The organism is Streptomyces violaceusniger Tu 4113, from assembly GCF_000147815.2.
Lineage (GTDB): Bacteria > Actinomycetota > Actinomycetes > Streptomycetales > Streptomycetaceae > Streptomyces > Streptomyces violaceusniger_A.
The window spans coordinates 1,569,587-1,582,454 of the sequence record NC_015957.1; the positions used below are offsets into that span (position 1 = coordinate 1,569,587).

The 12,868-nt window shown below is 71.9% G+C and carries 12 protein-coding genes; 6 read left to right on the forward strand and 6 right to left on the reverse strand.

Features of this window, described 5'->3' with window-relative positions; translation table 11 throughout:
• The first annotated feature begins 61 nt into the window (after positions 1–61).
• The 4 genes from STRVI_RS07070 (at position 62) to STRVI_RS07085 (ending at position 4,971) form a co-directional block, all read left to right on the forward strand.
• Positions 62–703, forward strand: a complete 642-nt coding sequence (locus STRVI_RS07070) for a TetR/AcrR family transcriptional regulator (RefSeq protein WP_014054938.1) — start codon at positions 62–64, stop codon at positions 701–703.
• 97 nt (positions 704–800) lie between these two features.
• A complete protein-coding gene (locus tag STRVI_RS07075; protein WP_014054939.1) occupies positions 801–1,649 on the forward strand; it encodes a 3-hydroxyacyl-CoA dehydrogenase family protein in 849 nt (282 codons plus the stop codon).
• A 155-nt stretch (positions 1,650–1,804) separates the two neighbouring features.
• Positions 1,805–2,128 carry an STAS domain-containing protein gene (locus STRVI_RS07080; RefSeq protein ID WP_014054940.1) on the forward strand — a complete coding sequence of 108 codons (324 nt, stop codon included), beginning with the start codon at positions 1,805–1,807 and terminating at the stop codon, positions 2,126–2,128.
• 209 nt (positions 2,129–2,337) lie between these two features.
• Complete coding sequence (locus tag STRVI_RS07085; protein ID WP_014054941.1) at positions 2,338–4,971, forward strand: ATP-binding protein; 2,634 nt, start codon at positions 2,338–2,340, stop codon at positions 4,969–4,971.
• 174 nt (positions 4,972–5,145) lie between these two features.
• On the opposite strand, the gene nucS is transcribed toward STRVI_RS07085, so the two are convergent.
• The gene (gene nucS, locus STRVI_RS07090; protein ID WP_014054942.1) at positions 5,146–5,808 is read right to left on the reverse strand and encodes an endonuclease NucS; all 663 of its coding nucleotides are present in this window, start codon (positions 5,806–5,808) and stop codon (positions 5,146–5,148) included.
• A gap of 211 nt (positions 5,809–6,019) precedes the next feature.
• Here nucS and STRVI_RS07095 point away from each other — a divergent pair, with 211 nt between their 5' ends.
• On the forward strand, positions 6,020–6,412 hold the full coding sequence (locus STRVI_RS07095; protein WP_014054943.1) for an SCO5389 family protein: 393 nt from the start codon (positions 6,020–6,022) through the stop codon (positions 6,410–6,412).
• A gap of 37 nt (positions 6,413–6,449) precedes the next feature.
• On the opposite strand, the gene STRVI_RS07100 is transcribed toward STRVI_RS07095, so the two are convergent.
• Positions 6,450–7,490, reverse strand: coding sequence for an LLM class flavin-dependent oxidoreductase (locus STRVI_RS07100; protein WP_014054944.1), 1,041 nt, complete (start codon positions 7,488–7,490; stop codon positions 6,450–6,452).
• 208 nt (positions 7,491–7,698) lie between these two features.
• On the opposite strand from STRVI_RS07100, the gene STRVI_RS07105 reads away from it, so the two are divergent.
• Positions 7,699–8,016 carry a hypothetical protein gene (locus STRVI_RS07105; protein WP_014054945.1) on the forward strand — a complete coding sequence of 106 codons (318 nt, stop codon included), beginning with the start codon at positions 7,699–7,701 and terminating at the stop codon, positions 8,014–8,016.
• A 62-nt stretch (positions 8,017–8,078) separates the two neighbouring features.
• Here the strand turns inward: STRVI_RS07105 and STRVI_RS07110 are convergent, their stop codons facing one another.
• The 4 genes from STRVI_RS07110 to STRVI_RS07125 all read right to left on the reverse strand — a co-directional run bounded on the left by STRVI_RS07110 (position 8,079) and on the right by STRVI_RS07125 (position 12,669).
• A complete protein-coding gene (locus tag STRVI_RS07110; protein WP_014054946.1) occupies positions 8,079–9,077 on the reverse strand; it encodes an ABC transporter permease subunit in 999 nt (332 codons plus the stop codon).
• Entirely contained in the window at positions 9,074–10,327 is a 1,254-nt protein-coding gene (locus STRVI_RS07115; protein ID WP_014054947.1) for an ABC transporter ATP-binding protein, read from the reverse strand. The genes STRVI_RS07110 and STRVI_RS07115 overlap by 4 nt, the downstream gene beginning before the upstream one ends.
• An 82-nt stretch (positions 10,328–10,409) precedes the next feature.
• Entirely contained in the window at positions 10,410–11,375 is a 966-nt protein-coding gene (locus STRVI_RS07120; RefSeq protein ID WP_014054948.1) for a hypothetical protein, read from the reverse strand.
• Positions 11,376–11,730: 355 nt separating this feature from the next.
• A complete protein-coding gene (locus tag STRVI_RS07125) occupies positions 11,731–12,669 on the reverse strand; it encodes a cellulose-binding protein (protein WP_014054949.1) in 939 nt (312 codons plus the stop codon).
• Positions 12,670–12,868: the final 199 nt, after the last annotated feature.

Genomic DNA, 12,868 nt, shown 5'->3' on the forward strand with positions numbered 1-12,868 from the left:
ACTCACTAATTTTGCAACGACTCCAAAAATCAAACAGCCCCAGCGAAGCTAGGATGAGGCCATGGCGGAAGGACTCAGGGAGCGGAAGAAGCGGCAGACCAGGCAGCACATCTCGGACGTCGCGACCGGGCTGTTCATGGAGCGCGGCTTCGACGCGGTCACGATCGCGGAGATCGCCGAGGCGGCCGAGGTCTCCGTCAACACGGTCTACAACTACTTCCCGGCCAAGGAGGACCTCTTCGTGGACCGCGAGGAGGAGGTCGTCGACCGCCCCTCCCGGCTCGTACGCGAGCGCGCGGCCGGACGCTCGGCGGCGCAGGCGCTGATGGACCGGCTGCGCCAGGACATCCGCGAACGGCACCCCTACGTCGGGCTGACCGAGGGCTATGAGCGGTTCCGTCAGGTCATCGTGGAGTCCCCGACGCTGATGGCCAGACTCTTCGCCATCCAGGGCAAGACGGTCCACCAGCTCGGTGCCACGCTGCGCGAGGAGGCCGCCGCCGACCCGCGGGACCCGACGCCCGAGTTCATCGCGCATCAGCTCATCGGGTTGCAGAACGCCGTCCTGCGCTCCATCATCCGCGGGCTCGCGGAGGGCGGCGGCGTGGCCGAGGTCGCCGAGGACGCCCTCCGCGATGTCGATGTCATGGAGTCGCTTCTCAGTGACACGGTGCTCAACTATGCGGTGAAGAACACACCGTGACGCGCGTTACGAGGGGCTGCCCGCGGGGGTGAACGGGCGTTAAGGTCCGGCACATCGGACTGTTGACCGGATCAGATGGAACAGAGGGGTGTGTGTCGTGGCCAAGAAGCTCGCGGTCATCGGAGCCGGACTCATGGGGTCCGGTATCGCGCAGGTCTCGGCCCAGGCCGGCTGGGACGTGGTGCTGCGCGATGTGACCGATGAGGCGCTGCGCCGCGGCACCGACGGCATCAGGGCCTCGTACGAGAAGTTCGTCTCCAAGGGCAAGCTGTCGGCGGAGGAGGCCGAGCGGGCGCTGGGCCGGATCACCACCACGACCGACCTCGACGCCGCCGCCGACGCGGATGTCGTGGTGGAGGCGGTCTTCGAGAAGGTCGAGGTCAAGAGGGAGATCTTCCGGACCCTCGATGAACTGGTCAAGGACGACACGATCCTGGCCTCGAACACCTCCGCCATTCCGATCACCAAGATCGCCGCCGCCACCCGGAACCCGGAGCGGGTCGTCGGCACCCACTTCTTCTCGCCCGTCCCGATGATGGGTTTGTGCGAGCTGGTCCGCGGTCACAAGACGAGTGACGAAACCCTGGCCGCCGCACGGGAGTTCGCGGAGGGCGTCGGCAAGACCTGTATCGTCGTCAACCGCGATGTCGCGGGCTTCGTCACCACCCGGCTGATCTCCGCACTCGTCGTGGAAGCGGCGAAGCTGTACGAGTCGGGGGTCGCCACGGCCGAGGACATCGACACGGCCTGCAAGCTGGGCTTCGGCCATGCGATGGGACCTCTCGCGACCGCCGACCTGACCGGCGTGGACATTCTGCTGCACGCCACCGACAACATCTACACCGAGTCGCAGGACGAGAAGTTCGCACCGCCGGAGATCATGCGCCGGATGGTCGACGCGGGGGACATCGGCCGTAAGAGCGGCGAGGGCTTCTACCGCTACTGAGGGCCCTGGTGTGGCGCCAGGCCCGGAACTCACCCTCCCGGGTGAATTCGGTATCGGTTCGCTTACAGACGGCAACTTCCGCGTGTGAGAGGCAGTCAGTTCTGTAGACAGAAATGGCGCATTGACGACACGACGCACCGTATAGGGGAGCGCATATGCACATCAGGGGCGACCACGCCGAGCTGGTCGTCGGGGGCCGACTGGACGTCCGGAGCGCGGCGGACGCCCGTACGGCCCTGCACACCGCCGTCGACGCCGGCGGCGGGGATCTCGTTCTCGACCTGACCGAACTGGACTCCTGGGACGCCACCGGGCTCGGGGTGATCATGGGCGCGCACCGCCGCGCGGGCCGGGTGGGCAGACGGCTGGTGCTGCGCGGGGTGCCGCCCCAGATGCAGCGGCTGCTGGTGGCCACCCGGCTGCACCGCATCCTGGCGATCGAGGGCGGGCTGGAGGCGGAGTCACTGCCGCGAGTGTGAGCCGCGCGGCCGGATATCCGGGGGTGGTGGGTTACCCGGGGTGGCGTGGGCCCCCTCCCGCGCGGTGGATACTGTGAGCAGGTCCAGGCCGGGTGATACGGCCCGGGGTTCGGTGGATGCCGGACACATTCCCTACGGCGGCACCGGACCAGAAGCGAAGGCAGGCCGGGGAGCCTTACAGCACGCCACGCATCTGGGGGGCAAGGACCATGGACCCGAAGAACCGCGGATCGCAGGAGCACGGCTGGGACGAGTCCGGGCCGGGTGCGGCGTCCGGTGCGCCGCATGCGGCGGAGACTCCCGGCGCCGGCTCGCCCTCGCGCCCGCCCGCGCCGCCGGGGCTGCCGAGGGACGTACCGACGCCGCCTCTGGGCAGCCCGGCGCCCGGCTCCTCCGCCTCGTCGGCCTCCTCCGCATCTTCCGTCGCTTCAGATCCTGTTGGGCCTCCCGCCCGCACCGCACGCATCGTCACCGGCGACTACCTGCTCACGGTCAACCCCGTCGACGGCAGCGAGATAGAACCCTGCCCGCCCGGAGAGCGCCCCGCCCGGCCCGAGCGCCGCGGCCCCGACGAGCGGGCCGAGCTGCGCCACGCCGCCGCCGCGCCGCGTCCCTCCGGCACCGTCCTGCCCGACCTGCCGATGCTGGAGCGCGACGAGGAGCGGGAGCGGCTCGCCCGGCTGCTCGCCCGCGGCCGCTCGGTGCGGGTCACCGGGCCCTCCGGCGCGGGCCGCAGCACCCTGCTGGAGGCCGTCGCCGCCGACTGCGAGCGGCTCGCGCCCGACGGTGTCGTACGCCTCTCCGGCTACCACCGCACCCCCGCCGACCTCCTCCACGACCTCTACGCCGCCGTCTTCAGCGCCCCGCTGTACCGGCCCGAGCGCGCGGAGCTGATGGAGGCGGTCCAGGGGGTCGGCGCGGTCGTCGTCCTCGACGACGTCGAGTTCGGCGGCGCCGCGCTGGACGAGTTCCTCGACGCGACCCCCGAATGCGCGTTCCTGATCTCCGCCACCCCCGAGGTCCCGGCACCGTCCCCCGATTCCCACCTCGAAGAGGTCTTCCTCTCCGGGCTCAGCCGTACGGCCGGTCTGGAGCTGCTGGCGCGGGCCGCACGACGGCCCCTGGAGGGGGACGAGGCGAGCTGGGCGGCGGACCTGTGGTTCGAGTCCGAGGGGCTGCCGCTGCGTTTCGTCCAGGCGGGCGCGCTGCTGCGGCAGCGCGACGCCCTGCGCGACGACCCCTCCGCGCGGGAGGCGGGCGCGGGCCATGACGTCCCGCTGCCCTCGATCGCCGAGGCGGCGTCCCCCGCCGCGCTGCTGACCGGACGGCTGAGCGAGGCGGCCCACGACGCCCTGCGGTTCGCGGTCGCGCTCGGCGGCGAATGCCCGCACCAGGTGCATCTGCGCGCCCTGTCCGCGGACACCCACGCGGACGCGGCCCTCGGCGAGCTGCTCGGCTGCGGCCTCGTCACCGCGGCCGGGGCGCACCACCGGCTGGCGGCGCGCGTCACCGCCCAGCTCGCGGAGGAGGGTTACGCCGACGCGGATGCCGGGCGCGCCCACGCCGTCGCCGGGCACTACGCCTGGTGGGCCGGGCACCCCTCGGTGGCCCCCGAGCGCGTCGCCGCCGAGGCCGACGCGATCCTCGCGGCGATGACCGCGCTCATCGGCAGCCGCGAGGCGGGCCACGCGGACGCCGCCGTGCTCCTCGCCCGCGCCGCCGCGCCCGCCTTCGCCGCGGCGCTGCACTGGGGCGCCTGGGAGCGCGCGGTGCGGCACGGCCAGGAGGCCGCGCGGCTGGCGGGACTGGTCGCGGACGAGGCGTACTTCCACCACGAGCTGGGCGTCCTCGCGCTGTGCACGGGCCATCCGGAACGGGCCCGCGCCGAGCTGGAGGCGTCCATCGGGCTGCGGGGCGTCCTCGCGGACAAGCGGGGCACGGTCGCGGGCCGGCGCGCGCTGGCGCTGGTCGCCGACCGCTCGCCCGGTTCGGCGATGGCCGGGGCGTTCGGGGCGAGCGGCGGAAGCCGTAAGGGCGAGGACGTGACGCCCCCGGCGGCGGGCGCCGCACCGGACGGCACCGAGACCACGATCGTCACCCCGAAGGCGGCCACGACGACGCCGCTGCCCGCCACGGGTACCCCCGCCCCGACAAGGGCGGTGACGGCGGTGGTCCCGGCCGTCTCCCGGACCACGGTGGCCGCCCCCGCCACTCCCTCGGCCCTCGCTTCCGCCTCCGCCGCCGCCGGGCCCTCGGACGGCGAGCCGCGCGGTCTGCGCCGGATGGCGGTGCGGGGTGCCCGGCGCAATGTGGTCGCGGCGTCCGCGGGCGTGTTGCTGGTGGCCGCGCTCGGCACCGTCGTGACCCTGGGCGCCACCTCGGGCGACGACTCCGACAGCCCCTCCGACAAGGTCAAGCCGGACCGGTCGGCCTCCCAGCAGGACGACGACAAGGGCCTGACCGCCGACGAGCCCACGCGCGGCACCGGCCAGGGCCCCCAGCCCGGCCTCAGCGGAACACCCAAGGCGTCCACCTCCCCGACCGCCCCGAGCAGCAGCGGCTCGCCCAGCGACAGCACGGCGTCCGGCGACCCGTCGTCCACGAGCGGCTCGCCCTCCGACACCGAGCAGCCGCCCTCGCCGCCGTCGTCGGACCCCACGACCGGCGGTCCGCGGCCGACGACCAAGCCGCCGACGACCAAGCCGCCGACGCCGACCGGCGAGCCCACCAAGCCGACGCCCACGACCTCCGCCCCGACGCCGACCTCCACGGGCGACACGTCCAATACGGCGAGCGCGCCCACGACCCACACGGCGTCGGGCACCGCCTCTCCGGTCGCGTAGCCGGGGAACGCCGCACGGGAGAGCACGGCGGCGCGGGCCCTGGGCGCCGGATCACGCCAGACGGCGCCCGGCCTCCGTGGCGTGATCTCGTCGCCCCATGGCGCCCGTACGACGGAAGGGCGCCGGGGCCCGACGGCCCCGGCGCCCCCGTGTCGGCCCGGCGTCAGCCCCGTGTCAGAACAGGCGGAGCTTGTCGTCCTCGATGCCCCGGAGCGCGTTGTAGTCCAGCACCACGCAGCCGATGCTCCGATCCGTGGCGAGAACGCGGGCCTGGGGCTTGATCTCCTGGGCGGCGAAGATGCCCTTCACCGGGGCGAGATGCGGGTCCCGGTTGAGGAGTTCGAGATAGCGGGTGAGCTGCTCGACACCGTCGATCTCACCACGGCGTTTGATCTCCACGGCGACCGTCGTCCCGTCCGCGTCGCGGCAGAGAATGTCCACGGGACCGATGGCAGTGGGGTATTCACGCCGAATAAGCGTCCAGCCATCGCCGAGTGTCTCGATACGATCGGCGAGCAGCTCCTGCAGATGGGCCTCCACACCGTCCTTGATCAGGCCAGGGTCGACGCCGAGCTCATGCGAGGAGTCATGGAGGACCTCCTCCATGGTGATGATGAGCTTCTCGCCCGCTTTGTTCACGACCGTCCACACATCGTCGTCGCCTTCCTTCAGCGTGCACGGCGGAGACATCCAGTTGAGGGGTTTGTAGGCCCTGTCGTCCGCGTGGATGGACACACTTCCGTCGGCCTTGACGAGGATCAAGCGGGGTGCCGAGGGGAGGTGGGCGGTGAGGCGGCCGGCGTAGTCCACGGAGCACCGGGCGATGACGAGACGCATGGTCGGCAACGCTACTCGACCACCGCCGCCCGACGCGATTCGTCCGTCGATGGACCCCTTCGGGAATGGCTGGTTGTGTGCCCATTCTCCTGGTGCGGGTGGAGTGGCCGAATTACCGTTGAAGCGGGCGGTCGTCGGACGGGTACGCTGCGTCGCCGTCCGCCCTTCCCATCCCTGAGACCCCGCTCGCGGGGTCGCGAGAGGAGAACCCATGTCGCTCGACGTCTCACCGGCCCTGCTCGAACAGGCCGAGCGAGGCGAAGTCGACGAAGCGGCCTTCGTCGACTGCGTCCGGAACTCCCTACCCTACGCATGGGAGATGATCAGCTCGCTGGTGGCCCAACTGAAGGTGGAAGGCGGGGAGTTCGCCGACAACCAGACGCCGCCGCCCGATGAGCAGGCACGCGGTCAACTGCTTCGCGCACTCGCCAGTGACGCGATACGCGGCGCGCTGCAGCGCCATTTCGGGGTGCGGCTGGCCTTCCAGAACTGTCACCGGGTGGCCGTCTTCCCGATGGACGCGTCCGTCGACGAACGCCTCTCCCGCTTCACCTCGGTCCGGGGGCAGTTGCTCAATCAGTCACCCGAACTCCGCGACTGCTGACGCGATGTCCGCTGCCGCTCCACCAGGGGGAGGTGCATCAGCGCAGGAGCGGCAGCACCTCACCACCGAGCCGTCGTACGTTCTCCTCCGTGGCGACCAGGTCGCCCGAGCCCTCGACCAGCAGCGCGAACCGGCGGATCCCGGTGCGCTCCGCGGTCGCCGCCAGCCGGTCGGCGCACAGCCGCGGCGGTCCCACCGGATGCAGCTCGCACAGCAGCTCCGCATAGGCCACGGGGTCGCGCATCCGGCGCTCCCGGCCGTCGACCGTCACATGCGCCTCAAGACCCTGCCGTAACCAGCCGGGCATCGCCTTGGTGAGGGTCTCGGCCGCCGCGGGGCGGTCGTCCGCGATCTGCGCCACCCCGGCCGAGACATGGCGCGCCGCCACCGCCTCGACATCCTCCGGTGAACGGCCCGCCTCCAGCGCGGACTTCCGCCACAGGCCGACCACCTCGGCCTTCTCCTCGTCCCCGTAGTGCATGCCGAGCAGCATGGGCAGCCCGCGCCCGGCGGCCAGCCGCACACTGGCGGGCGAGGTGCAGGCGACGACCACCGGCGGGGCATCCGCCGCCGGCCCGGCGAGGGCGTCGTCGGAGCGCGGCACCACCGCCACCTCGCGGAAGGCGAACCGCTCACCGTCCGCCCCCACCCGTGGCTCGCGCAGCCAGCGCAGCAGCAGATCGAGTGATTCGGGGAAGCCCCGCTCGTACGCCCGCAGCCCCGAGCCGAAGACCTCGAGGTCCACCCAGGGGCCGCCACGGCCGACCCCTAGCGTGAACCGGCCACCGGAGAGGAGATGGAGCAGTGCCGCCTGCTCACCCAGTGCGACGGGATGCGCGGTCGGCAGTACGCTCACCGCCGTACCGACGCCGATCCGGCGGGTACGTCCCAGCAGCAGCGCGGCGAGGGTGACCGCGGACGGGCAGACGCCGTACGGAACGAAGTGGTGCTCGGCGACCCAGACCGCGTCCAGCCCCGCCTCCTCGGAGATCTCGGCCGACCGCACCGCCCGGTGCAGCGCCTCCTCCTGCCCCTGGCCTGGGAATTGAGCGGCCAGGATGAAAGCCCCCACATCCATCGTGATCCTGCCTCCTTGTCGCGGCTGATGTGCCGGCGCGGGCATCCCCCCTTGTAGGCAATAACGCCTGACACGTGCCAAGGGCACGGCCGTGCATGAAGTTTTCATGATGATCAGAGGGTGAGTGTGGACAACGACTTTCCAGGGCGGTGACCGTAGCGCGTACGCTGGTCACAGCCCGTTAGTCACAGTTCTGTCGAGGTGCCCTGTGTCTCCACGCCGAAACCGCCCGCGAGGCGGCGAGCAGCCCGTCGGCCACGAGAGTGCGAATCGCTACGGTCTCGATCGCATGGAGACCTGGCAGGACGAGGAGTGGGTGGTCCGCCAGGTCGGCGGCGGGGCCGCCGCCAAGCACTACCGCTGCCCGGGCTGTGACCAGGAGATTCCGCCGGGGGTGGCGCATGTGGTCGCCTGGCAGCAGCATGTGGGCGCGGACGACCGGCGCCACTGGCACAAGGCGTGCTGGAGCGCACGGGACCGCCGGAGCGCCAAGCTCCAGCGGTCCCGTAACGCACCGCGATACTGACTCGGGCCCTGGCACCCAGGTCCTGGTACTCGGGCCCTGACCTCCGTAGGGGCTACGGAGCGCTACACATCCCGCTTCTCCAGCAGCGCATACGCGGCGATCATCGCCGCTGCCGTGACCACGGCCAGCGCCGAGAGCTGTGGCCAGCCGCTGTTCAGGCTCTCGTCGAGGCGGAAGAGGGAGGCCAGCGACTGGGGCGAGGAGTACTCCAGCATCTTCGTTCCCAGGCCGCGCAGGCTGTCCGACATCATCAGGAACGCGGGGAGGATGGCCGGCAGCAGCACCACACCGAGCATCGTGGTGATCGCCCCCGCGGAGTGCCGCAGGATGGCTCCGACGGCCAGCGAGAGCAGCCCCAGCAGCGACACATAGAGCCCGGCGCCGACCGTCGCGCCCAGGATCTCGTCACCCGTCGGCTCCGGCACACCCGACCCGCTGTGCATCCCCATGCTCGCGTAGGCCACCAGCGCGAGCGAGACGGTCGTGGTGGTGAACGAGAGGGTGAAGAAGACCAGCGCCTTGGCGGTGAGCACCCGTGAGCGCTGCGGGGAGGCGGTGAGGGTGGTCCGGATCATCCCGGTGCCGTACTCGGAGGTGATCACGAGCACCCCGAGAGTGACGACGCACAGCTGGCCGAGCAGGGTGCCGAAGAATCCGGGGAGGGTGGTGGGAACGTCGAGGTAGTCGGAGCTGCTGGTGGTCACCGCCACCAGCAGTCCGATCCCGATCACCAGCGCGACCATGATGCCCAGCGTCCAGATCGTGGAGCGCACCGACTTGATCTTGGTCCACTCGGAGGCGAGGGCGTTGCCGAGGTGGGTGCGCTGGACCGGGATCGGCGAGGTGTACGGCCCCATACCCGCGTACGGCTGCGACGGGGGCCCGGGCGGCACCGGCTGCTGGTACGCCTGGGGCGCGGGGTGGTGCGGGGCCATCTGGTGCGGGGCCGCTTGGTGTGGGGCTGCCTGGTGCGGGGCCTGCGGCGGCATCTGCGGGGCGGTCCGGGGAGGACCCTGCGGGGGGACGGGCGCCTGGGACTGGTGCTGGTACGGGGTCGTCATCGGGCGTCGTCCTCGTTGTCGCTCTTGTTCAGATCGGCGGGGGCGGGGGGCGCCGCGGGCGGCTGAGCCGGGGGAGCGGGGGGAGCCGGGGGCGGCGTCGCGGGGGCGGCCGGAGCGGGAGGTGCGGCAGGGGCTCCGGGCATGGCCATGCCCGGAGCGTGTGGCTGTGGCTGCGGCTGCGGCTGTGGCGGGGCCGGCGGTTCGGCGTACCCCGGCAGTACGGTCGCCTGCGGAAAGCCCATCGGTGCGCCCGGTGCGCCCGGCGCATAGCCGTACGGCGCGCCCTGCGGCACCGCGGCGGGCACCTGCTGCTGGAGGCCGGCGCGCTCGTCGACGGTCGAGCGGTAGTCCACCGCGCCCTGCGTCATCCGCATGTACGCCTCTTCCAGCGACGCCTGGTGCGGGGAGAGCTCCCACAGCCGGACGTCCGCCCCATGCGCCAGATCGCTGATGCGCGGCAGCGGCAGCCCGGTCACCCGCAGTGCGCCGTCCTGCTCGGGGAGCACCTGGCCGCCCGCCTCGCTCAGCGCGGCGGTCAGCTTCTCGCGCTGCCCCGGGTCGCTCTCGGGGGTGCGGACGCGTGCGAAGTCCGCCGAGTTGTAGGAGATGAAGTCCTTGACGTTCATATCCGCGAGTAGCTGACCGCGCCCGATCACGATCAGATGGTCGGCGGTGAGCGCCATCTCGCTCATCAGATGGCTGGAGACGAAGACGGTGCGGCCCTCGGAGGCGAGCTGCTTCATGAAGTTACGGACCCAGAGGATGCCTTCGGGGTCCAGGCCGTTGACCGGCTCGTCGAAGAGCAGCACCTGCGGGTCGCCGAGGAGGGCGGCCGCGATGCCCAGACGCTGCCCCATGCCGAGCGAGAAGCCCTTGGAGCGCTTGCGCGCCACGTTCTGCAGGCCGACCACGCCCAGCACTTCGTCGACCCGGCGGGCCGGGATCCCGGACAGTTGGGCCAGGCAGAGCAGATGGTGACGTGCGCTGCGGCCGCCGTGCACCGCCTTGGCGTCGAGGAGCGCGCCCACCTGACGCGGGGCGTTGGGCAGCTTGCGGAACGGGTAGCCGCCGACCGTGACATGGCCGGCGGTGGGCTCGTCGAGGCCCAGGATCATCCGCATCGTGGTGGACTTGCCCGACCCGTTGGGCCCGAGGAAGCCGGTGACGGCGCCGGGCCGCACCTGGAAGGACAGGTTGTACACGGCCGTCTTGGCGCCGTAGCGCTTCGTCAGACCGACTGCCTCGATCATTCTCCGCCCCTCATGAGCATGGGTCGGGCGTGCTCGCCCCCGGTGAGGGTTAGGAGGATAGCCGGGGTGTTGACGGTTCCCGCTATTCGGGAGATGTGAGCGCACCGTAACTCTTGGGACCTCGGGGGTTTCGGGGGCCTCCGAGGTCCCCGAGGTCCCCGAGGTCCCCGGGGTCTGCGGGGCCGTCGTGGCCATCGTGGTCGTCCTCCGGGCAGCGGAGGAGGTCGGGCTGTGGGAGTGTCCAGCCCTCCTCCTGGAAGATCCGGGTGCCGGACTTCCGTACGACGGGGTCGGCGCCCGCGCGGGCGACCCAGGCGCCGGGGTCGGGCCCGAGGAGTTCGCGCAGCCGCGGCGAACCGGCGAGCAGGCGGGTGAGCAGGGCGCTCTGGTCGCCGCCGCCGGGGAGGGGGCGTTCGGTGCCGTCCGGGGACATCAGCACTCCGCGCTCGCCGACGTAGAGATACGCGCCGCCGAGTCGCTCGCCGGACGGCATCACCATCGGGTACTCCGTGCCGGGCAGCAGGACGCGACGGTAGTTGGGGTACTCGGTCGCGTCCACGGCCGCGAGCTGCTCGGCGTCCAGCCAGCTGATGACGAGGGGGGTACGGGCTCCCGGCGCGGTGTACGGGGCGGAGGCCACGTAACCGTACCGGCCGATGTGGGCCGAGCAGCCGACCGCGATGCCGTGCACGTCGACCGGGACCATGGGGACGGTGGCCGGGTGGCCGGGGCGGGACAGCTTGTGGTGGAGCTGGGCGGGGGAGGCGTTGGAGCCGACCGCGATGATGGGGTGGCGGTGGGGGGTCGAGGGGTGGCCGAGGGTGGTGAGGAGGGCGTCGAGCGGCTCCCTCGGGCTTTCCATCGGGCCTTCGCCGACGCTTGTGTCGACTGTCCAGGTGCCGAGGCGGCCGCCTGGTGTGGGGGTGAGCTCCCACAGTTCGCCTGCGGTGAGGAGGGTGGGGCGGGTGATGGGGCGGCCGGGGTAGGTGAGGGGGTGCTTGGCGGGGATGTCGGCGAAGCCGAGGGTGGGGAGGGTGCGGTCGGTCACGGAGGGGTGTCTCCCCCACCCCGCCCCTTCCCGAAACCGGGCCCCTGCCCGGCCCCGGCCGGGGCTCCGCCCCTGGGCCCCGCTCCTCAATCGCCGGAGGGGCTGGGTGGCCGGGCTCCGCCCTGGCCCTGCGGGGGGGCTCCGCCCCCGGACCCCCGCTCCTCAATCGCCGGAGGGGCTGGATTTCCCCACGTGCCGGAGGGGCTGGATTTCCCCACGTGCCGGAGGGGCTGGTTTGTCCGCACGGCGTCAGCCGGGTCCTGGCCCGGAACTCAGGCTGCCTGCCCCAGACATGCGCGTGCCCCGCGCCGCTCGTGGCGGCGCGGGGCATCGTACGCTCCGTTGGGACCGAGGGTCACCGGGACTGCTGGGCCGGGACGCCGCGGGTGGCCGCCTCGTCCTCGCCCGGGGCACCGGCCGCGGCCACGGCCGCGCCGGTCAGCGTGGCCAGCATCTCGCGGACGTTGGTGAGCTGGGCGTTGATGCTGTCGCGGCGGTTGGTGAGGGCCGCGAGCTCGCGCTCGGATTCGCTGCGGATCCGGTCGGCCTTGGCGTTGGCGTCGGCCACGATGTCCTCGGCCTGGCGCTGCGCGGTCTCCACCGTCTGGCGGGCGCGGCGCTCGGCGTCGGTGCGCAGCTTCTCGGCCTCGAGGCGGAGCTGCTCGGCGCGGTGCTCGATCTCCGCGAGCCGCTTCTCGGCCTTGGCCTGACGCGAGGCCAGGTCGCGCTCGGACTGCTCGCGGCGCTTGGCGAGGTTGGTCTCGAAGTCGGCGGCGGCCTGCGCGGCCTTGGCGCGGGTCTCCTCGAAGAGGGAGTCCGCCTCCTCGCGCTTGGACTGGGCGTCCTTCTGCGCCTCCTGGCGCAGCGTGGTCGCCTCGCCCTTCGCCTTCTCGACGATCCGCGCGCCCTCGTCCTCGGCCTTCGCCTTGCGCTCGGCGGCGAACGACTCGGCGTCGTTGCGGACCTGCTGGGCGGCCGAGTCGGCCAGCTCACGGTGCTGTTCGGCGGCGCGCCGAGCCTCCTCGCGCAGATCCTTCGCCTCTTCCTCGGCGAGACGAAGGATCTTCTCGACCCGGGCGCCGAGCCCCGCGTAGGACGGCTCCGAATCGTTGATCTGGGCCTGAGCGTTCTGCGTTTCGAGGTGCAGCTCCTCGATGCGCTTTTCCAGAGAGGTGATACGGGCCAGTGCACTGTCACGGTCGGCGACGAGCTTGGAAATGCGGTCGTCCACCTGACCGCGGTCGTACCCACGCCGCACGAGCTCGAAGCCGAAGGGGGAGGAAGTGTCGCTCATGGGGTTCCTGTCGAAAGAGACCGGTGAGGTGATAGAGGGAATCCTAGGGGTCCGAGCGGCGTGTCATCGAGTCAACGTCTGTTTGATCTGCAGAATGTCCAGCCTTTTGAGTGGCAGTAAGACGGAGACCTCGTCACTCGTCGGGATGATACGGACATGCCGTGATGGACGCAGACCGACGCGAGAGTTACGCGAAATT